This is a genomic window from Streptomyces aurantiacus, assembly GCF_001418335.1.
Taxonomy (GTDB): Bacteria; Actinomycetota; Actinomycetes; order Streptomycetales; family Streptomycetaceae; genus Streptomyces; species Streptomyces aurantiacus.
On the sequence record NZ_LIPP01000129.1, the window covers coordinates 14193 to 34504 of the forward strand.

A 20312-nucleotide genomic window follows, 5' to 3' on the forward strand; every position below is an offset into this window, starting at 1 on the left:
CGAGAACGTCCGGCGTCGACGTCCTCAGCCGCGCCCCGCCACCACCCACAGCGACGGCAACTCGATCCGTGAGCCGTCGGCACGACGCTCCGAGGTGACGAGCGGCAGCTCCCCGCTCGCCAGGACCGTCAGCCCTGCCGCACGCAGATACTCCGGTACGGCCGCGTCGGCCACCTCACCCGGTGCGATGCCGTGCCGCAGGACGGACGCGAGTTTCGCCGGCGGGCCACCGGGGCTCCGGGCGAGAGCGCGCAGCACGGCGCCGGCCGCCTCGGCGAGCTCGACGAGGAACACGCGGCCCCGGTCACCGACGAGCGCGGCCAGGCCGTCGACGAGCGGCTGCCGGTCGGCCGGCTCGCACTGGTGCAGGACGCCCCGCATATAGACGTTGGCGTCGGCGAGTTCGGCGTGCAGCCTCTCGGCCCCGGCCTTCTCCGCCGCGTCGAACAGCCGGTAGGACGCCTGGCCCGCCGGGTCCGCGAGCCGGGCGTGGTCGAGGGCCGCGGCCGACAGATCGACGCCGACGACCCGCGGATAGCGGTCGGCGAGGAACCGGGTCTGGGTGCCGTTGCCGCAGCCGAGGTCCACGAGGGGCAGCCCGGGGGCGGCCAGATACGGTTCGAACAGGGCGAGATGCACGCCCGCGGTGAGCGCGGGATCGGCGTCCCAGAAGACCGCCCCCTGCTCGGCGGAAGCCTCGCTCCAGAAGCCGTCCCAGGCCTCTCTGTACCGAGTGGTGACGCTCATACCGGCTCCCCAGGATGCGACCGCGAACCGCGAACCGCCGAAAAGTGACGGACAGTCCGGTGTATCGCGCCGGGAGCACCCCGACAAGAACACGGCACACACCTTCAAGCCCCACAGGGGGGGCGCAGCCCCCCAAGGGGCGCGGGGAACGGCGCGCCCAGCCCCCACCGACCCGCACCGAATCTTTTAGGGGGTGCGAGGAACGGCACGCCCAGCCCTCTCCGGCCCGCACCGAATCTTTTAGGGGGTGCGGGGAACTGCGCGCTCAACCCCCACCGACCCGCACCCGGCACCCAACCCCACGCGGCACCCCCGTCCGGCCAACGCCCACTCGGCCCCCCTGAACCGGCACAAACCGAGCGGAGCTCATACGCTCGGGCCATGCCCGAGGTGTACGAGACCCGCCGAGCACGGCTACGCGAACGCTGCAACGCGAGCGGCAGCGCCTCCGCGCTGATCTCCCGCCCAGCCAACGTCCGCTATCTCACGGGCGGCGCGCCCCACGGCGCGGTTCTCCTGCTGGGCAGGACCGAGGACCTGCTCGTGTACGGCGCCACGCTCGACACCCCGGCCGACGAGCCCCGTGCGGACGGCGGCCTCCGGGTGCACGCGCTGCCGAGCCCCGGAGGGGACCCCGCCGTCGCCGCGGCGGACCTCGCCGCGGCCCAGGGCGCCGAGTCCCTCGCCGTCGAGGAACATCACCTGACCGTGGGCCGGCACCGGGCGATCGGCTCGGTGGCCCCGGGCCTGCGCCTCGCGGACGTCGGCGGAGCCGTCGAACAGCTCCGGGTGATCAAGGACCAGGAGGAGATCTCCTGTCTGCGCATCGGCGCGGAGATCGCGGACCAGGCCCTGGGGGAACTCCTGGAGTCGATCCTCGTCGGCCGCACCGAACGACACCTCGCGCTGGAACTGGAACGCCGCCTCGTCGACCACGGTGCCGACGGGCCGGCCCTGCGGACGTCGGTCGGCACGGGACCGCACTCCGGGCGCCGCGGGCACCGGCCCACCGACCGCCGGGTCGAGGAGGGAGATTTTCTCTCTGTCTGCCTCGGCGCGACCTACCGCGGGTACCGCTGCGAGATCGGCCGTACCTTCGTCATCGGCACCTCGCCCGCCGACTGGCAGATCGAGCTGTACGACCTCGTCTTCGCATCCCAGCGGGCCGGCCGCGAGGCCCTGGTACCCGGCGCCGCCTACCGTGACGTGGACCACGCGGCCCGCCAGGTGCTGGACTCCGCGGGCTACACGGAGGGCCTCCCCGAGTCCACCGGGCACGGTGTGGGGCTCGAAATCGACGAGGAGCCGCAGTTGGCCCCCGCGGCCATGGGTAAACTGGACGCTTGCGTGCCGGTCACCGTCGAACCGGGGGTCCACCTCCCGGGCCGGGGCGGTGTCCGGATCGATGACACGCTCGTCGTGCGCCCTGAGGCGGACGGCGGACCCGAGCTACTCACCATTACGACCAAGGAACTGCTCGCGCTCTAGCTTCTGAAGCATCAAAAGGCCTCGACAGACCTCGGCACACCTCGGCGAACCTCGACAAATATCGAGAACGTCGAGAACGTCGAAAGACATCGAGAGCTTCACATGCTTCGAGCCGTGCGCGTGCCGCCGGGGTCGTCCACGTCAGTCCAGGAGATTCCGCAACCGTGGCTTCCACGAACGACCTCAAGAACGGCCTGGTGCTCAAGCTCGACGGGGGCCAGCTCTGGTCCGTCGTCGAGTTCCAGCACGTCAAGCCCGGCAAGGGCCCCGCCTTCGTGCGCACCAAGCTGAAGAACGTGCTTTCCGGCAAGGTCGTCGACAAGACGTTCAACGCCGGCGTCAAGGTCGAGACGGCCACTGTCGACAAGCGCGACATGCAGTTCTCGTACATGGACGGCGAGTACTTCGTCTTCATGGACATGCAGACCTATGACCAGCTCATGGTCGACCGGAAGGCTGTCGGCGACGCCGCCAACTTCCTGATCGAGGGCTTCACCGCCACCGTGGCGCAGCACGAGGGCGAGGTGCTCTTCGTCGAGCTGCCGGCCGCCGTCGAGCTCGTCGTCCAGGAGACCGAGCCGGGCGTTCAGGGCGACCGTTCCACCGGCGGCACCAAGCCCGCCACCCTGGAGACCGGTCACCAGATCAACGTCCCGCTCTTCATCACCACCGGTGAGAAGATCAAGGTCGACACCCGCACGAGCGACTACCTCGGCCGGGTGAACAGCTAACCGTGGCTGCCCGCAATACGGCCCGAAAGCGCGCCTTCCAGATCCTTTTCGAGGGTGACCAGCGCGACGTGGACGTCCAGACGGTCCTCGCCGACTGGATCCGGCACTCCCGGACCGACCCCCGGCAGCCGCCGGTGAGCGAGTACACGATGCAGCTGGTCGAGGGCTACGCGAGCTACGCGCGGCGCATCGACGACCTGATCTCGCAGTACGCCGTCGACTGGACACTCGACAGGATGCCGGTCGTCGACCGCAACATCCTGCGCCTCGGCGCGTACGAACTGATCTGGGTGGACGAGACCCCGGACGCGGTCGTGCTCGACGAGGCGGTGCAGCTCGCCAAGGAGTTCTCCACGGACGAGTCGCCCGCCTTCGTGAACGGGCTGCTCGGCCGGTTCAAGGAGCTCAAGTCGTCCTTGCGCCGGGACGAAGCCTGAGTGCTCCGCACGGTTCGATGTCATGTGCGGGTTGGCGGGGGCTGAGCGCGCAGTTCCCCGCGCCCCTGAGGTACGCCGGAGGGCCCCCAGTCAGAACACTGGGGGCCCTCCGGCGTCATCCCGTGATCCCGTGCCCTCGAAGCTGCTCAGGCCCGCAGAAAGCCGTCGGGGTGGCCGGAACCAATTGGTTCCGGCCACCCGACGGCACGTTTCTTCTCAGTGCCGGTGGATCCGGTCGGTCAGCCCTCTTCGTGGGAGACCGCGCGGCGCGCGTCCGCGTCCAGGACTCCCCAGCTGATCAGCTGCTCGGTGAGGACCGAGGGCGACTGGTCGTAGATGACGGCGAGGGTGCGCAGGTCGTCCTGGCGGATCGACAGCACCTTGCCGTTGTAGTCGCCGCGCTGGGACTGGATCGTCGCCGCGTAGCGCTGCAGGGGGCCTGCCTTCTCGGCCGGCACGTGGGCCAGCCGCTCCAGGTCGAGGACCAGCTTCGGCGGCGGCTCGGCGGCTCCGCCCGGCGTGGTGCCCGGCAGCAGCTCCTGCACGGGAACGCCGTAGAAGTCCGCCAGCTCCGCAAGACGCTGCACGGTCACGGCGCGGTCGCCGCGCTCGTACGAACCGACCACGACCGCCTTCCAGCGGCCCTGGGACTTCTCCTCGACGCCGTGGAGGGAAAGGCCCTGCTGGGTACGGATTGCGCGGAGCTTGGCCCCGAGCTGTTTGGCGTATTCGCTGGACATATAGCTCCCCGGACACTGTGTCGACGTGCGGCTCGGCCGCGCGGCTGGTGACTCACTGTGAGGTTACGCAGCGTGACTCTCCCTCGTCAAGCCGAACGGTCCGGACCCACCCCTCCGGGCGGGCGGGGCACGGCCGGAACCAGGTGGGTGATCAGGGGGATTGTCGGGCTGGTACCGTGGATGGCGCAATTCCGACGTCCTTTAATGATCCGTCCAGAGAGGCGGAGAAGGAGGTCCGTTTCGTATGGACACCGAACAGCAGAAGCAGCAGTACGAGTCCGATGCGCGGCCCGTTCTGGAGGCGCCCGACATCGCGCGGGTCCTGACCCGCATCGCCCACGAGATCGTCGAGCGCGCCAAGGGCGCCGACGACGTGGTGCTCCTCGGCATCCCGACCCGGGGTGTCCACCTGGCGCAGCGGCTCGCCGCCAAACTCCAGGAGATCACCGACCGCAAGATCCCGGTCGGCTCCCTCGACATCACCATGTACCGCGACGACCTGCGCATGCACCCGCCGCGCGCGCTGGCCCGCACCGACATCCCCGGTGACGGCATCGACGGCCGGCTGGTGGTCCTCGTCGACGACGTGCTCTTCTCCGGCCGCACCATCCGCGCCGCCCTCGACGCGCTGAACGACATCGGCCGCCCGCGCGCCGTACAGCTCGCGGTCCTCGTCGACCGCGGTCACCGCGAACTCCCGATCCGCGCGGACTACGTCGGCAAGAACCTCCCCACGTCGTTGCGGGAGACGGTCAAGGTCCAGCTCGCCGAGGAGGACGGCCGCGACACCGTGCTGCTCGGTGTGAAGCGGACCTCCCCGGACGGGCAGCAGTAGCTCTCCGACGTACGGAACCGCCGCCGTACCCCGCGCCCGCCGGCGCGCCGCCTGCCTGTCCGGCTGTGCCCACCGGCCGTACCCGGACGCCCGCCTCCCGACCTGAACTGCCTTACGACTGCCTCACCACTGCCATACGGAGCCTGAAAGATGCAGCGTCATCTCATCTCGGCCGCCGACCTCACCCGCGACGACGCCGTCCTGATCCTCGACACCGCCGAGGAGATGGCCCGGGTCGCCGACCGGCCGATAAAGAAGCTGCCGACCCTGCGCGGCCGCACCGTCGTCAACCTCTTCTTCGAGGACTCCACCCGTACCCGGATCTCCTTCGAGGCCGCCGAGAAGCGCCTCTCCGCGGACGTCATCAACTTCACCGCCAAGGGCTCCAGCGTCTCCAAGGGCGAGTCCCTGAAGGACACCGCCCAGACCCTGGAGGCGATGGGCGTCGACGCCGTCGTCATCCGGCACGGCGCCTCCGGAGCCCCGTACCGCCTCGCGACCTCCGGCTGGATCGACGCCGCCGTCATCAACGCCGGTGACGGCACCCACCAGCACCCCACCCAGGCCCTGCTCGACGCCTTCACCATGCGGCGCAGGCTGGTCGGCCGGGACGAGGGGCTCGGCCAGGACCTGGCGGGCCGGCGCATCACGATCGTCGGCGACATCCTGCACAGCCGCGTCGCCCGCTCGAACGTGGATCTGCTGCACACCCTCGGCGCCGAGGTCACCCTCGTCGCCCCGCCGACCCTGGTGCCCGTCGGCGTCGAGTCCTGGCCCTGCGAGATCTCGTACGACCTCGACAGCACGCTCGCCAAGGCCGACGCGGTGATGATGCTCCGCGTCCAGCGGGAGCGGATGAACGCCGCGTTCTTCCCCACCGAGCGCGAGTACTCGCGGCGCTACGGCCTCGACGGCGACCGCATGGCGCGGATGCCCGGGCACGCCATCGTGATGCACCCGGGCCCGATGGTCCGCGGCATGGAGATCACCGCCGAGGTCGCCGACTCCGACCGCTGCACCGTCGTCGAGCAGGTCGCCAACGGCGTCTCGATCCGGATGGCCGTCCTGTACCTGCTCCTCGGCGGCGCCGTGTTCGACGCGAAGAACGTGCCCGCCGTCACCCACACCCGTACCGAGGAGAAGTAAGACCATGAGCAAGATTCTTATCCGTGGTGCGAAGGTGCTCGGCGGCGAGCCGCAGGACGTGCTGATCGACGGCGAGACGATCGCGGAGATCGGCCACGGGCTGTCCGCCGAGGGCGCCGAGGTCGTCGAGGCCGACGGCAAGGTGCTCCTGCCGGGACTCGTCGATCTGCACACCCATCTGCGGGAGCCCGGCCGTGAGGACTCCGAGACGGTCCTGACCGGCACGCGGGCCGCCGCGAGCGGCGGCTACACCGCCGTGTTCGCCATGGCCAACACCTTCCCGGTCGCCGACACCGCCGGCGTCGTCGAGCAGGTCTACCGGCTGGGCCGGGAGCACGGCTACTGCGACGTGCAGCCCATCGGAGCCGTCACCGTCGGCCTGGAGGGCAAGCAGCTCGCCGAGCTGGGCGCGATGCACGAGTCCGCCGCCGGCGTCACCGTCTTCTCCGACGACGGCAAGTGCGTCGACGACGCCGTGATCATGCGCCGCGCCCTGGAGTACGTGAAGGCCTTCGGCGGCGTCGTCGCCCAGCACGCGCAGGAGCCCCGCCTCACCGAGGGCGCCCAGATGAACGAGGGCGTCGTCTCCGCGCAGCTCGGCCTCGGCGGCTGGCCCGCGGTCGCCGAGGAGTCGGTCATCGCCCGGGACGTGCTGCTCGCCGAGCACGTCGGCTCCCGCGTCCACATCTGCCACCTCTCGACCGCCGGCTCCGTCGAGATCGTCCGCTGGGCCAAGTCCCGCGGCATCGACGTCACCGCCGAGGTCACCCCGCACCACCTGCTCCTCACCGACGAACTGGTGCGCTCGTACAACCCCGTCTACAAGGTCAACCCGCCGCTGCGCACCGAGCGCGACGTGCTGGCACTGCGCGAGGCGCTCGCCGACGGCACGATCGACATCGTCGCCACCGACCACGCCCCGCACCCGCACGAGGACAAGGACTGCGAGTGGGCCGCCGCCGCCATGGGCATGGTGGGCCTCGAAACCGCGCTCTCGGTCGTCCAGGAGACGATGATCGAGACCGGGCTCCTCGGCTGGGCCGCGGTCGCCGACCGGATGTCCGTCAAGCCCGCCGAGATCGGCGGGGCCAAGGGCCACGGCCGCCCCGTCTCGGCAGGCGAGCCCGCCAACCTCACCCTGGTGGACACGGCATACCGTGGTGAGGTGGACCCCGCGGGCTTCGCATCGCGCAGCCGCAACACTCCGTACGAGGGTCGTGAGCTGCCGGGCCGTGTCACGCACACCTGGCTCCGGGGCAGGGCCACGCTCGTCGACGGGAAGCTCGCGTGACATCACAGCCGCACCAGACATACATCGCCTCGTATCTCGCCGCTGAACAGAAGTCGGCGGAAGTGACCGACTGGGCCGCCCGCATCGGCTGGCTCGTCGGCCTCGTCCTGTTCGTCGCGCTCGTCTACTGGCTGATGCGCGAGGGCTGGAAATGGCGCGGCACGCTCCAGGGCGACCTGCCCGAGCTGCCCGTCGTGCCGGAAGAGCCCGGCGAGGCGAAACTGACTCTGACCGGGCGCTACCACGGCTCCACCACCGCCGGGCAGTGGCTCGACCGCATCGTGGCGCACGGCCTGGGCACCCGCAGCAAGGTCGAGCTGACACTGACGGAGGCAGGACTTGATGTCGTTCGGCCCGGGGCGACCGACTTCTTCGTGCCCCTCTCGCAGGTGCGCGAGGTACGGCTCGACAAGGGCATCGCGGGCAAGGTCCTCACCGAGGGCGGACTGCTGGTCATCACCTGGGCGCACGGCGACCGGCTGATCGACTCCGGCTTCCGCTCCGAACACGCGGCCGAACACACCGAATGGGTCGACACCCTGAACCACATGACCGACAAGAGCACCGACACGGAAGGCGCACGATGACCACCTCCGACCAGGGGACCGCCTCACAGAGGCAGAAGGCGGCTCCCGCCGTACTCGTCCTGGAGGACGGCCGGACCTTCCGCGGCCGTGCCTACGGGGCCGTGGGGGTGACCTTCGGCGAAGCGGTGTTCTCCACCGGCATGACCGGCTACCAGGAGACCCTCACCGACCCGTCGTACCACCGCCAGGTCGTCGTGATGACCGCCCCGCACATCGGCAACACCGGCATCAACGACGAGGACATGGAGTCCAGGAAGATCTGGGTCGCCGGTTACGTCGTACGCGACCCCGCGCGCATGCCCTCCAACTGGCGCTCCCGGCGCTCGCTGGACGAGGAGCTCGACCGGCAGGGCGTCGTCGGCATCAGCGGCGTCGACACCCGTGCGCTCACCCGCCACCTGCGCGAGCGCGGCGCCATGCGCGTCGGCATCTTCTCCGGCAACGCGCTGCCCGACGAGGGCACCATGCTGGCCGAGGTGCGTCAGGCCCCCGAGATGAAGGGCGCCAGCCTCTACGAGGAGGTGGCCACCGAGGAGGCGTACGTCGTCCCCGCGATCGGGGAGAAGAAGTTCACCGTCGCCGCCGTGGACCTCGGCATCAAGGGCATGACCCCGCACCGCATGGCCGAGCGCGGCATAGAGGTGCACGTACTGCCCGCCACCGCGACCGCGGAGGACATCTACGCGGTCGAGCCCGACGGCGTGTTCTTCTCCAACGGCCCCGGCGACCCGGAGCAGGCCGAGCACCCGGTCGCCCTGATGCGCGCCGTGCTGGAGCGCAGAACGCCCCTGTTCGGCATCTGTTTCGGCAACCAGATCCTCGGCCGCGCCCTCGGCTTCGGCACGTACAAGCTCAAGTACGGCCACCGGGGCATCAACCAGCCCGTGCAGGACCGTACGACCGGCAAGGTCGAGGTCACCGCGCACAACCACGGGTTCGCCGTCGACGCGCCGCTCGACCAGGTCTCCGAGACCCCCTACGGGCGGGCCGAGGTCAGCCACGTCTGCCTGAACGACCAGGTCGTCGAGGGGCTCCAGCTGCTCGACCAGCCGGCGTTCAGCGTCCAGTACCACCCCGAAGCGGCAGCGGGCCCGCACGACGCCGCCTACCTGTTCGACCGTTTCACCTCTTTGATGAACACAGCCCAGATGGAGGGCCAGCGTGCCTAAGCGCTCCGATATCCGGTCCGTCCTGGTCATCGGCTCCGGCCCGATCGTCATCGGCCAGGCCGCCGAGTTCGACTACTCCGGCACCCAGGCCTGCCGCGTCCTCAAGGCCGAGGGCCTGCGGGTGATCCTGGTCAACTCCAACCCGGCGACGATCATGACCGACCCGGAGATCGCCGACGCCACGTACGTCGAGCCGATCACCCCCGAGTTCGTCGAGAAGATCATCGCCAAGGAGCGCCCCGACGCTCTGCTGCCGACGCTCGGCGGCCAGACCGCCCTCAACACCGCGATCTCCATGCACGAGCAGGGTGTCCTGGAGAAGTACGGCGTCGAACTGATCGGCGCCAACGTCGAGGCCATCAACAAGGGCGAGGACCGCGAACTCTTCAAGGGCGTCGTCGAGGCCGTCCGCGAGAAGATCGGGCACGGCGAGTCCGCCCGGTCCTACATCTGCCACTCGATGGACGACGTACTCATGGGCGTCGAGCAGCTCGGCGGCTACCCCGTCGTCGTACGTCCCTCCTTCACCATGGGCGGCGCCGGTTCCGGCTTCGCCCACGACGAGGAGGAGCTGCGCCGCATCGCCGGCCAGGGCCTCACGCTCTCCCCGACCACCGAGGTGCTCCTGGAGGAGTCCATCCTCGGCTGGAAGGAGTACGAGCTGGAGCTGATGCGCGACAGGAACGACAACGTCGTGGTCGTCTGCTCCATCGAGAACTTCGACCCGATGGGCGTCCACACCGGCGACTCCATCACCGTGGCGCCCGCGATGACGCTGACCGACCGCGAGTACCAGCGGCTGCGCGACATCGGCATCGCGATCATCCGCGAGGTCGGCGTCGACACCGGCGGCTGCAACATCCAGTTCGCGGTGGACCCGGTCGACGGCCGCATCATCGTCATCGAGATGAACCCGCGCGTGTCGCGCTCCTCGGCCCTCGCGTCGAAGGCCACCGGCTTCCCGATCGCCAAGATCGCCGCCAAGCTGGCCGTCGGCTACACGCTCGACGAGATCCCGAACGACATCACCGAGAAGACGCCGGCGTCCTTCGAGCCGACCCTCGACTACGTGGTCGTCAAGGCGCCGCGGTTCGCCTTCGAGAAGTTCCCGTCCGCCGACTCCACGCTGACCACGACCATGAAGTCGGTCGGCGAGGCCATGGCGATCGGCCGGAACTTCACCGAGGCACTGCAGAAGGCGCTGCGGTCGCTGGAGAAGAAGGGCTCGCAGTTCACCTTCGTCGGCGAGCCCGGAGACAAGGACGAGCTGCTGACCGAGGCCGTGCGGCCCACCGACGGGCGCATCAACACCGTCATGCAGGCCGTCCGCGCGGGCGCCACGCCCGAGGAGGTCTTCGACGCGACCCGGATCGACCCCTGGTTCGTGGACCAGCTGTTCCTGATCAAGGAGATCGCGGACGAGCTGGCCGCCGCCGACAAACTGGAGCCCTCGTTGCTGGCCGAGGCCAAACGCCACGGCTTCTCCGACGTCCAGATCGGCGAGATCCGCGGGCTGCGCGAGGACGTGGTGCGCGAGGTGCGGCACGCCCTCGGCGTACGGCCGGTCTACAAGACGGTCGACACCTGCGCCGCCGAGTTCGCCGCGAAGACGCCGTACTTCTACTCCTCGTACGACGAGGAGACGGAGGTCGCCCCGCGCGAGAAGGCCGCGGTGATCATCCTCGGCTCCGGTCCGAACCGCATCGGCCAGGGCATCGAGTTCGACTACTCCTGCGTCCACGCCTCCTTCGCGCTGAGCGACGCGGGCTACGAGACCGTGATGGTCAACTGCAACCCCGAGACCGTCTCCACGGACTACGACACCTCCGACCGGCTGTACTTCGAGCCGCTCACGCTGGAGGACGTACTGGAGATCGTCCACGCCGAGACGCTGGCCGGACCGATCGCGGGCGTCATCGTCCAGCTCGGCGGCCAGACCCCGCTGGGCCTGTCGCAGGCGCTCAAGGACAACGGCGTGCCGGTCGTGGGCACCCCGCCCGAGGCCATCCACGCCGCCGAGGACCGCGGTGCCTTCGGCCGGGTGCTCGCGGAGGCCGGCCTGCCCGCGCCCAAGCACGGCACCGCCACGACCTTCGCCGGGGCCAAGGCCATCGCGGACGAGATCGGCTACCCCGTCCTCGTCAGGCCGTCGTACGTCCTCGGCGGGCGCGGCATGGAGATCGTGTACGACGAGACGCGGCTGTCCTCGTACATCGCCGAGTCGACCGAGATCAGCCCCTCCCGGCCGGTCCTCGTCGACCGCTTCCTGGACGACGCGATCGAGATCGACGTGGACGCCCTGTACGACGGCCAGGAGCTGTACCTCGGCGGGGTCATGGAGCACATCGAGGAGGCCGGCATCCACTCCGGCGACTCGGCGTGCGCGCTGCCCCCGATCACGCTCGGCGGGTTCGACATCAAGCGGCTGCGGGCCTCGACCGAGGCCATCGCCAAGGGCGTCGGCGTACGCGGACTGATCAACATCCAGTTCGCGCTGGCCGGCGACATCCTGTACGTGCTTGAGGCCAACCCGCGTGCGTCGCGCACGGTCCCCTTCACCTCGAAGGCGACCGCGGTGCCGCTCGCCAAGGCCGCCGCCCGGATCTCACTGGGCGCGACGGTCGCCGAGCTGCGCGCCGAGGGGCTGCTGCCGGCCGTCGGCGACGGCGGCGAACTGCCGCTGGACGCGCCGATCTCCGTCAAGGAGGCCGTCATGCCGTGGTCGCGCTTCCGCGACATCCACGGCCGCGGCGTCGACACGATCCTCGGCCCGGAGATGCGCTCCACCGGCGAGGTCATGGGCATCGACTCGGTGTTCGGCACGGCGTACGCCAAGTCCCAGGCGGGCGCGTACGGTCCGCTGCCGACCAAGGGCCGCGCCTTCATCTCCGTCGCCAACCGCGACAAGCGCTCGATGATCTTCCCGGCGCGTGAACTGGTCGCCCACGGCTTCGAACTGCTCGCCACGTCCGGCACGGCCGAGGTGCTCAGGCGCAACGGCATAAACGCCACCGTCGTACGCAAGCAGTCCGAGGGCGAGGGCCCGGACGGTGAGAAGACGATCGTCCAGCTCATCCACGAGGGCGAGGTCGACCTCATCGTCAACACGCCGTACGGCACCGGGGGCCGCCTCGACGGCTACGACATCCGTACGGCTGCCGTGGCCCGTTCCGTGCCCTGCCTGACGACCGTCCAGGCGCTCGCCGCGGCCGTCCAGGGCATCGACGCGCTGAACCGCGGTGATGTGGGCGTGCGTTCACTGCAGGAACACGCGGAGCATCTGACCGCGGCCCGGGACTAGCGGCTACGAGGGGGACACCGGAAACGGTGTCCCCCTCTTCATGAGGCCCATCAGGCTCTTCTTGAGGACACCGAACATGTACAAGCTCTTCTTCCGGCTCGTGTTCCGGCGCATGGACCCCGAGCAGGCCCACCACCTCGCCTTTCGCTGGATCCGGCTGGCCGTCCGTGTCCCCGTCCTGCGGACCTTCGTCGCCGCCGCGCTCGCACCCCGGTACGAGGAGCTGCGGACCGAGGCGTTCGGGCTGCGGATGCACGGGCCCTTCGGGCTCGCGGCGGGCTTCGACAAGAACGCGGTCGCCGTCGACGGGATGTCGATGCTCGGCTTCGACCACGTCGAGATCGGCACGGTCACCGGGGAGGCGCAGCCGGGCAACCCCAGGAAGCGGCTGTTCCGCCTCGTACCGGACCGCGCGCTCATCAACCGCATGGGGTTCAACAACGAGGGCTCCGCGGCCGTGGCCGAGCGTCTGAGGGCCCGTACGCCCGTCTTCAGGACCGTCGTGGGCGTCAACATCGGCAAGACCAAGGCCGTCCCGGAGGACGAGGCCGCCGCCGACTATGTGAAGTCCACCGAGCGGCTGGCCGCGTACGCGGACTACCTCGTGGTCAACGTCAGCTCCCCGAACACGCCCGGACTGCGCAACCTCCAGGCCACCGAGTCGCTGCGGCCCCTGCTGACCGCGGTCCGCGAGGCCGCCGACCGGGCCGTGACCACGCGCCGCGTGCCGCTGCTCGTGAAGATCGCGCCGGACCTCGCCGACGAGGACGTCGACGCCGTCGCCGATCTCGCCGTCGAGCTCGGCCTGGACGGGATCATCGCCACGAACACCACCATCGCGCGCGAAGAGCTCGGTCTGACGTCCGCGCCCTCCCTGGCAGGGGAGACGGGCGGACTCTCCGGCGCGCCGCTGAAAGCACGCTCCCTGGAGGTGCTGCGCCGCCTCTACGCGCGCGTGGGGGACAGGATCACTCTCGTGGGCGTCGGCGGCGTGGAGAACGCCGAGGACGCCTGGCAGCGCGTCCTGGCCGGCGCCACGCTGGTCCAGGGCTACAGCGCCTTCGTCTACGAGGGCCCCTTCTGGGCACGCGCCATCCACAAGGGCCTCGCCGCGCGCCTCCGCACGAGCCCGTACGCCACCCTCGCCGACGCGGTCGGCGCCGACGTGAGGAAGAAGACGGTATGAGCGAACACGGTACGAGGGAACAGGGTGTGAGCGAACACGGCGTGGGCGAAGTCGATGTGCGCGTAGACGGTACGGGCCCGGAACCCTTCGGCGCGCGCCTGCGCCGTGCTATGGACGAGCGGGGCCCCCTGTGTGTCGGCATCGACCCGCACGCCTCCCTGCTCGCCGACTGGGGCCTGAACGACGACGTCGCGGGCCTGGAGCGCTTCAGCCGCACCGTCGTGGAGGCGCTGGCCGACCGGGTCGCCGTACTGAAGCCGCAGAGCGCGTTCTTCGAGCGCTTCGGGTCGCGCGGCGTCGCCGTCCTGGAGAAGTCGGTGGAGGCGGCGCGCGAGGCCGGGGCGCTGGTCGTGATGGACGCCAAGCGCGGTGACATCGGCTCGACCATGGCGGCGTACGCCGCCGCCTTCCTGGAGAAGGGCTCGCCGCTGTTCTCGGACGCGCTGACGGTCTCGCCCTACCTCGGCTACGGGTCCCTGAAGCCGGCGGTCGAGCTCGCCCGGGAGAGCGGCTCGGGGCTGTTCGTGCTCGCGCTGACCTCCAATCCGGAGGGCGCCGAGGTGCAGCACGCGGTACGCCCGGAGGACACGGCCCTGCGGAACGTGGGCGCGACCATGCTGGCGCATCTCGCCGAGGAGAACGCGGGGCAGACCCCGATGGGCTCCTTCGGGGCCGTCGTCGGAGCCACGCTCGGCGATCTGTCCGCCTACGACCTCGGCATCAACGGCCCGCTCCTCGCCCCCGGGGTCGGTGCCCAGGGCGCGACCCCGGCCGATCTTCCCCGGGTCTTCGGAGCGGCGCTGCACCAGGTGGTGCCGAACGTCAGCCGCGGTGTCCTGCGGCACGGACCCGACATCGGCGCGCTACGCGCGTCATCGGACCTCTTCGCGGCACAGATCAGGGCGGCGCTGGAGTCGGCGTAGCGCCTTCGGTGCGCACCCTCCGGGTAACTCGCGTCTTAATACATGCTCAAATCCGGGGCATTTTGTCGGGAATGTCGGACTCGATAGAGGCTGACCAGGACTTTTCCGCTGTTCTCGCTGACTCCGGCGCACTTGCCCGCTAGTCTCCGACGAGTGGGGCCACCTCCCACGGTTTTAAACGCAGTGCGGGGAGAACGGGCAAGAGCGTTGCTCGTTGCTCCCCAGGTGTGGGGCGACTAGGTTCCTCACCGGTCCGTATCCGACAGTTCGACATCCGAGGTGACGTAGGCGTGGCTCTTCCGCCCCTTACCCCTGAACAGCGCGCAGCCGCGCTCGAAAAGGCCGCCGCGGCTCGCCGGGAGCGGGCCGAGGTCAAGAATCGACTCAAGCACTCCGGGGCCTCCCTCCACGAGGTCATCAAGCAGGGTCAGGAGAACGACGTCATCGGGAAGATGAAGGTCTCCGCCCTCCTTGAGTCCCTGCCGGGCGTGGGCAAGGTCCGCGCCAAGCAGATCATGGAACGACTCGGGATCTCCGAGAGTCGCCGTGTGCGAGGTCTTGGCTCCAACCAGATCGCCTCCTTGGAGCGCGAGTTCGGCGGCAGTGCGGCCTGACGTTCTCAGGCACCCCTGAGAACCTGGATAATCACCGCATGGCTGCAACACCCCGGGGGACGACCCCCGTACCCCCGGACGTACGTCCGCGGCTGACCGTGCTCTCCGGCCCCTCAGGGGTCGGTAAGAGCACGGTCGTCGCTCATATGCGCAAGGAACACCCCGAGGTCTGGCTCTCGGTATCGGCCACGACCCGCAGACCGCGCCCCGGTGAGAAGCACGGCGTCCACTATTTCTTCGTCAGCGACGAGGAGATGGACAAGCTGATCGCCAACGGCGAGCTTCTCGAATGGGCGGAGTTCGCGGGCAACCGTTACGGGACACCGCGTGACGCCGTGCTCGAACGGCTGGAGTCGGGTGAGCCGGTTCTCCTGGAGATCGATCTTCAGGGCGCCCGGCAGGTCCGCGAGTCCATGCCCGACGCCCTGCTGGTGTTCCTGGCTCCGCCCTCCTGGGAGGAGCTCGTGCGCCGGCTCACCGGGCGGGGCACCGAGTCGCCCGACGTGATCGAGCGCCGGCTGGAGGCCGCCAAGACCGAACTGGCGGCCGAGCCGGAGTTCGATGTGACCCTGGTCAACACCTCCGTCGAGGATGTGGCGCGCGAGCTGCTAGCCTTGACGGAAGTTGTTTGATTTTTCAGGTCACCTTGAGGGTCAACTCCCACTCAAGGCCGATTTCCACCGTTCGGAAGGCAGAGCGTGTCCTCTTCCATCACAGCGCCCGAGGGCATCATCAACCCTCCGATCGACGAGCTCCTTGAGGCAACCGACTCGAAGTACAGCCTGGTGATCTACGCGGCCAAGCGTGCCCGCCAGATCAACGCGTACTACTCGCAGCTCGGCGAGGGCCTCCTTGAGTACGTCGGTCCCCTCGTGGACACGCACGTCCACGAGAAGCCGCTGTCGATCGCCCTTCGGGAGATCAACGCGGGTCTGCTGACGTCGGAAGCCATTGAGGGCCCGGCTCAGTAGTATTTTCGGCTTTCAGCTCGTTTATCCACAGGCCCGGCAGCACGACTGCCGGGCCTGTGGTGTGTGATGGGGAGGTACGGCGACGGCTTTCAGCTTTCAGCCGTACGTTTTCCGGGTTCGGGGAGAAACGGGGAGAGACGTGGACAAGCCGAAGGCCGTACGGCCGAAGGTCGTACTGGGGGTCAGCGGAGGCATCGCCGCGTACAAGGCGTGCGAGCTGCTGCGCCGGCTGACCGAGTCGGGGCACGACGTGCGGGTCGTACCGACCGAGTCCGCGCTGCACTTCGTCGGCGCCGCGACCTGGTCCGCCCTGTCCGGACACCCCGTCTCGACCGAGGTCTGGTCGGACGTGCACGAGGTGCCGCACGTGCGGATCGGCCAGGGGGCCGACCTGGTGGTCGTCGCGCCCGCCACCGCCGACCTGCTGGCGAAGGCGGCCCACGGCCTGGCCGACGACCTCCTCACGAACACCCTGCTCACCGCCCGCTGTCCGGTCGTCTTCGCACCCGCCATGCACACCGAGATGTGGGAACACCCGGCCACCAGGGAGAACGTGGCGACGCTGCGCCGCAGGGGCGCCGTCGTCATCGAGCCCGCCGTGGGCCGGCTGACCGGCGTGGACACCGGCAAGGGGCGGCTGCCCGACCCCGCCGAGATCTTCGAGGCCTGCCGCCGGGTGCTCGCGCGGGGCGCGGCCGAGCCGGACCTCACCGGCCGGCACGTCGTCGTCAGCGCGGGCGGCACCCGCGAGCCGCTCGACCCGGTCCGCTTCCTCGGCAACCGCTCCTCCGGGAAGCAGGGGTACGCCCTCGCGCGCACCGCCGCCGCCCGGGGCGCCCGGGTCACACTGATCGCGGCGAACACCGGGATGCCGGACCCGGCGGGCGTCGACGTCGTCCAGGTCGGGACCGCCGTGCAACTGCGCGAGGCCGTGCTCAAGGCGGCACCGGACGCCGACGCCGTGGTGATGGCGGCGGCGGTGGCGGACTTCCGGCCCGCGGCCTACGCGTCGGGAAAGATCAAGAAGAAGGACGGCCAGGAACCGGACCCGATCGTCCTGGTCCGTAATCCAGACATTCTGGCGGAGATCTCGGCGGACCGTGCCCGCGCGGGACAGGTGGTCGTCGGATTCGCCGCCGAGACGGACGACGTCCTGGCCAACGGCCGGACGAAACTCCGGCGCAAGGGCTGTGACCTCCTCGTCGTCAACGAGGTCGGGGAGCGCAAGACCTTCGGCGCCGAGGAGAACGAGGCGGTCGTGCTCGGCGCCGACGGAAGCGAGACCACGGTGCCGTACGGGCCCAAGGAAGCACTGGCCGAAACCGTGTGGGATCTCGTGGTACGCCGCCTGGGATGAACATCCCAACAACTTCGGGACCATCCCCTGGCCCCAGGAAACCCCTCCCCACCAGCACGCGAGCCTTTTAGCCGGTAACCAAGGGTGTGGGAACCTGGCGGAGAGGGTTCATCGTGTCGCAGAATGCCCGTGCCGCAGGTCACAGCGCTTCCGAGAGGCGAGACAGTAGCCCCGCGGCGGAGCACGACCGATAAAGTGGTCTCGGACGACGCCGGGCGCAGCTCCCGGCCGTCCGCCAATGATCAGCCAGCAGCCGCTGCAACCACAGGGAGCGTTGTGTCCCGTCGCCTGTTCACCTCGGAGTCCGTGACCGAGGGTCACCCCGACAAGATCGCTGACCAGATCAGCGACACCATCCTCGATGCGCTTCTGCGTGAGGACCCGAAGTCCCGGGTCGCCGTCGAGACTCTGATCACGACCGGTCAGGTACACGTGGCCGGTGAGGTCACGACCAAGGCCTACGCGCCGATCGCACAGCTCGTGCGCGACAAGATCCTCGAAATCGGCTACGACTCCTCGAAGAAGGGCTTCGACGGCGCGTCCTGCGGCGTCTCCGTGTCGATCGGCTCTCAGTCGCCCGACATCGCCCAGGGTGTCGACACCGCGTACGAGAAGCGGGTCGAGGGCGATGAGGACGAGCTCGACAAGCAGGGCGCCGGCGACCAGGGCCTGATGTTCGGCTACGCGACGGACGAGACCCCCGAGCTCATGCCGCTCCCGATCCACCTCGCGCACCGTCTCGCGCGCCGCCTGTCCGAGGTCCGCAAGAACGGCACGATCCCGTACCTGCGCCCCGACGGCAAGACCCAGGTCACCATCGAGTACGACGGTGACAAGGCGGTCCGCCTGGACACGGTCGTCGTCTCCTCGCAGCACGCGTCGGACATCGACCTGGACTCGCTGCTCGCGCCGGACATCCGCGAGTTCGTGGTGGAGCCCGAGCTGAAGGCGCTCCTGGACGACGGCATCAAGCTGGAGACCGAGGGCTACCGGCTGCTGGTCAACCCGACCGGCCGCTTCGAGATCGGCGGCCCGATGGGTGACGCGGGCCTTACCGGCCGCAAGATCATCATCGACACCTACGGCGGCATGGCCCGCCACGGCGGCGGCGCGTTCTCCGGCAAGGACCCGTCCAAGGTCGACCGCTCCGCCGCGTACGCGATGCGCTGGGTCGCCAAGAACGTCGTCGCGGCGGGCCTGGCCTCCCGCTGCGAGGTCCAGGTCGCGTACGCGATCGGCAAGGCCGAGCCCGTCGGCCTCTTCGTCGAGACCTTCGGCACCGCCAAGGTCGACGCGGAGAAGATCGAGGCGGCCATCTCCGAGGTCTTCGACCTCCGCCCGGCCGCGATCATCCGCGACCTCGACCTGCTGCGACCGATCTACTCGAAGACCGCCGCGTACGGCCACTTCGGGCGCGCGCTGCCCGAGTTCACCTGGGAGAAGACGGACCGGGTGGACGCACTGCGGAAGGCGGCGGGGCTCTAACCCCGCTGTTCCCGGCAGATCTCTGCTTGCGAGGCCCGGCGTCCGTCAGGATGCCGGGCCTCGGTGTTCCCGGGCGCGCGGCGGTGTCAGTGCTGTCTGGTAGGAATGCAGCTGTGAGCAGCGAGGACGGGCGGGTGGGAGGCGGGGCCGACGGGGCGCCGCCCGAGCAGCTTGCGTTGATCCGGGATGCCGTGCGCAAGGCGCCGCGGGCCAAGCCGCGCACCTGGCGCGGGGCCGCGGTCGCCAAGCACCTGCCCGTCGCGCGGGTGCTCGTCGACAAGGGCGTGCTGCACCTCGACCGCTACTTCGACTACGCCGTGCCCGAGGAGCTCGACGCCGACGCGCAGCCCGGGGTGCGGGTGCGGGTGCGGTTCGGGGCCGGGCGGCACCGGGTGCGTGAGGGACGGCGCGAGGGCGGCGGGCTGATCGACGGGTTTCTCGTCGAGCGGCTGGCCGAGTCCGACTACTCCGGGCCCCTCGCCGCGCTCGCCCACGTCGTGTCGCCCGAGCCGGTGTTGAGCGAGGAGTTGCTCGGCCTCGCGCGAGCCGTCGCCGACCGGTATGCCGGAAGCCTGGCCGATGTGCTGCAGCTGGCCATCCCGCCGCGCAACGCCCGGGCCGAGGCAAAGCCGTCCCCCGAGCCGCTGCCCGTTCCCGGCGTGCCCGCGGTGGGGTCCTGGGCCAGATATCCGCGAGGGGCCGCCTTCGTCGAGTCGCTCGCGGGCGGCGGGGCACCCCGGGCCGTGTGGAACGCGCTGCCGGGGCCCGGCTGGGCCGAGGAGCTGGCACGGGCCGTGGCGGCGACGCTCGCCTCGGGGCGCGGCGCGCTCGTCGTCGTACCGGACGGGCGGGCCGTCAGCCGGGTCGATGCCGCGCTGACCTCGGTCCTGGGGGAGGGCCGGCATGCCGTGCTCACCGCCGAGGCCGGGCCCGAGAAGCGGTACCGGCAGTGGCTGGCCGTGCGGCGCGGGTCCGTACGGGCCGTGGTGGGGACCAGGGCCGCCATGTTCGCGCCCGTCCGGGATCTGGGTCTGGTGGCCGTCTGGGACGACGGGGACGGCAGCCACAGTGAGCCGCACGCGCCCCAGCCGCACGCCCGGGAGGTTCTGCTGCTGCGGGCCGCCCATGACAAGTGCGCCTTTCTGCTGGGAAGTTGGAGCTGCACCGTCGAGGCCGCACAGCTGGTCGAGAGCGGCTGGGCGGCTCCGCTCGTCGCCGAGCGGGAGCAGGTACGGGCCGCGGCTCCCCTCGTACGGACCGTCGGGGACGGGGACCTCGCGCGGGACGAGGCGGCGCGGGCCGCG

At 70.2% G+C, this 20312-nt stretch carries 19 protein-coding genes; 17 read left to right on the plus strand and 2 right to left on the minus strand.

What is annotated here, in order from left to right; translation table 11 throughout:
• Window positions 1–24: 24 nt before the first annotated feature.
• Complete coding sequence (locus AOK01_RS18440) at window positions 25–747, minus strand: class I SAM-dependent methyltransferase (protein WP_055513018.1); 723 nt, start codon at window positions 745–747, stop codon at window positions 25–27.
• Between the two features lie 381 nt (window positions 748–1128).
• Between AOK01_RS18440 and AOK01_RS18445 the strand changes: the two genes are divergently transcribed.
• From AOK01_RS18445 to nusB, 3 genes are all read left to right on the plus strand, one after another.
• Entirely contained in the window at window positions 1129–2235 is a 1107-nt protein-coding gene (locus tag AOK01_RS18445) for an aminopeptidase P family protein (RefSeq protein ID WP_055513020.1), read from the plus strand.
• Between the two features lie 164 nt (window positions 2236–2399).
• Window positions 2400–2966 carry an elongation factor P gene (efp, locus tag AOK01_RS18450; RefSeq protein WP_055513022.1) on the plus strand — a complete coding sequence of 189 codons (567 nt, stop codon included), beginning with the start codon at window positions 2400–2402 and terminating at the stop codon, window positions 2964–2966.
• A gap of 2 nt (window positions 2967–2968) precedes the next feature.
• On the plus strand, window positions 2969–3403 hold the full coding sequence (gene nusB / locus AOK01_RS18455; protein WP_055513024.1) for a transcription antitermination factor NusB: 435 nt from the start codon (window positions 2969–2971) through the stop codon (window positions 3401–3403).
• Between the two features lie 239 nt (window positions 3404–3642).
• On the opposite strand, the gene bldD is transcribed toward nusB, so the two are convergent.
• Window positions 3643–4143 (minus strand): transcriptional regulator BldD, encoded by a 501-nt coding sequence (gene bldD / locus AOK01_RS18460; RefSeq protein WP_006379429.1) that lies wholly within the window; start codon window positions 4141–4143, stop codon window positions 3643–3645.
• 244 nt (window positions 4144–4387) lie between these two features.
• Between bldD and pyrR the strand changes: the two genes are divergently transcribed.
• From pyrR to AOK01_RS18530, 14 genes are all read left to right on the plus strand, one after another.
• Window positions 4388–4978, plus strand: a complete 591-nt coding sequence (gene pyrR / locus AOK01_RS18465) for a bifunctional pyr operon transcriptional regulator/uracil phosphoribosyltransferase PyrR (protein WP_055513026.1) — start codon at window positions 4388–4390, stop codon at window positions 4976–4978.
• Window positions 4979–5128: 150 nt separating this feature from the next.
• Window positions 5129–6124 (plus strand): aspartate carbamoyltransferase catalytic subunit, encoded by a 996-nt coding sequence (locus AOK01_RS18470; RefSeq protein WP_055513028.1) that lies wholly within the window; start codon window positions 5129–5131, stop codon window positions 6122–6124.
• A gap of 4 nt (window positions 6125–6128) precedes the next feature.
• Entirely contained in the window at window positions 6129–7415 is a 1287-nt protein-coding gene (locus tag AOK01_RS18475) for a dihydroorotase (RefSeq protein ID WP_055513030.1), read from the plus strand.
• The gene (locus AOK01_RS18480) at window positions 7412–8002 is read left to right on the plus strand and encodes a PH-like domain-containing protein (protein WP_055513032.1); all 591 of its coding nucleotides are present in this window, start codon (window positions 7412–7414) and stop codon (window positions 8000–8002) included. The genes AOK01_RS18475 and AOK01_RS18480 overlap by 4 nt, the downstream gene beginning before the upstream one ends.
• Window positions 7999–9171, plus strand: coding sequence for a glutamine-hydrolyzing carbamoyl-phosphate synthase small subunit (gene carA, locus AOK01_RS18485; protein WP_055513034.1), 1173 nt, complete (start codon window positions 7999–8001; stop codon window positions 9169–9171). Before AOK01_RS18480 ends, carA begins: the two co-directional genes overlap by 4 nt.
• Window positions 9164–12472: a carbamoyl-phosphate synthase large subunit gene (gene carB, locus AOK01_RS18490; protein ID WP_055513035.1), complete on the plus strand. Its 3309-nt coding sequence runs from the start codon at window positions 9164–9166 to the stop codon at window positions 12470–12472. The genes carA and carB overlap by 8 nt, the downstream gene beginning before the upstream one ends.
• Before the next feature lie 76 nt (window positions 12473–12548).
• Window positions 12549–13658: a quinone-dependent dihydroorotate dehydrogenase gene (locus tag AOK01_RS18495; protein ID WP_055513037.1), complete on the plus strand. Its 1110-nt coding sequence runs from the start codon at window positions 12549–12551 to the stop codon at window positions 13656–13658.
• The gene (pyrF, locus tag AOK01_RS18500) at window positions 13655–14581 is read left to right on the plus strand and encodes an orotidine-5'-phosphate decarboxylase (protein WP_079103519.1); all 927 of its coding nucleotides are present in this window, start codon (window positions 13655–13657) and stop codon (window positions 14579–14581) included. Before AOK01_RS18495 ends, pyrF begins: the two co-directional genes overlap by 4 nt.
• Window positions 14582–14871: 290 nt before the next feature.
• On the plus strand, window positions 14872–15195 hold the full coding sequence (locus AOK01_RS18505; protein WP_014157387.1) for an integration host factor: 324 nt from the start codon (window positions 14872–14874) through the stop codon (window positions 15193–15195).
• Between the two features lie 38 nt (window positions 15196–15233).
• A complete protein-coding gene (gene gmk / locus AOK01_RS18510) occupies window positions 15234–15827 on the plus strand; it encodes a guanylate kinase (protein WP_079103521.1) in 594 nt (197 codons plus the stop codon).
• A 66-nt stretch (window positions 15828–15893) separates the two neighbouring features.
• Complete coding sequence (gene rpoZ, locus AOK01_RS18515; protein WP_005319902.1) at window positions 15894–16166, plus strand: DNA-directed RNA polymerase subunit omega; 273 nt, start codon at window positions 15894–15896, stop codon at window positions 16164–16166.
• 139 nt (window positions 16167–16305) lie between these two features.
• A complete protein-coding gene (coaBC, locus tag AOK01_RS18520) occupies window positions 16306–17523 on the plus strand; it encodes a bifunctional phosphopantothenoylcysteine decarboxylase/phosphopantothenate--cysteine ligase CoaBC (protein ID WP_055513042.1) in 1218 nt (405 codons plus the stop codon).
• 276 nt (window positions 17524–17799) lie between these two features.
• On the plus strand, window positions 17800–19008 hold the full coding sequence (metK, locus tag AOK01_RS18525; RefSeq protein WP_055513044.1) for a methionine adenosyltransferase: 1209 nt from the start codon (window positions 17800–17802) through the stop codon (window positions 19006–19008).
• Window positions 19009–19121: 113 nt separating this feature from the next.
• The coding region (locus AOK01_RS18530) for a primosomal protein N' family DNA-binding protein (protein ID WP_483855245.1) at window positions 19122–20312 on the plus strand (1191 nt) is incomplete at its 3' end.

Excerpts from the sequence above, each read along its gene's own strand:
- AOK01_RS18440 (WP_055513018.1), bottom strand. The coding sequence starts at position 747 with ATGAGCGTCACCACTCGGTACAGAGAGGCCTGGGACGGCTTCTGGAGC.
- AOK01_RS18445 (WP_055513020.1), top strand. The coding sequence starts at position 1,129 with ATGCCCGAGGTGTACGAGACCCGCCGAGCACGGCTACGCGAACGCTGC.
- bldD (WP_006379429.1), bottom strand. The coding sequence starts at position 4,143 with ATGTCCAGCGAATACGCCAAACAGCTCGGGGCCAAGCTCCGCGCAATC.
- pyrR (WP_055513026.1), top strand. The coding sequence starts at position 4,388 with ATGGACACCGAACAGCAGAAGCAGCAGTACGAGTCCGATGCGCGGCCC.
- AOK01_RS18470 (WP_055513028.1), top strand. The coding sequence starts at position 5,129 with ATGCAGCGTCATCTCATCTCGGCCGCCGACCTCACCCGCGACGACGCC.
- AOK01_RS18475 (WP_055513030.1), top strand. The coding sequence starts at position 6,129 with ATGAGCAAGATTCTTATCCGTGGTGCGAAGGTGCTCGGCGGCGAGCCG.
- carA (WP_055513034.1), top strand. The coding sequence starts at position 7,999 with ATGACCACCTCCGACCAGGGGACCGCCTCACAGAGGCAGAAGGCGGCT.
- AOK01_RS18495 (WP_055513037.1), top strand. The coding sequence starts at position 12,549 with ATGTACAAGCTCTTCTTCCGGCTCGTGTTCCGGCGCATGGACCCCGAG.
- pyrF (WP_079103519.1), top strand. The coding sequence starts at position 13,655 with ATGAGCGAACACGGTACGAGGGAACAGGGTGTGAGCGAACACGGCGTG.
- gmk (WP_079103521.1), top strand. The coding sequence starts at position 15,234 with ATGGCTGCAACACCCCGGGGGACGACCCCCGTACCCCCGGACGTACGT.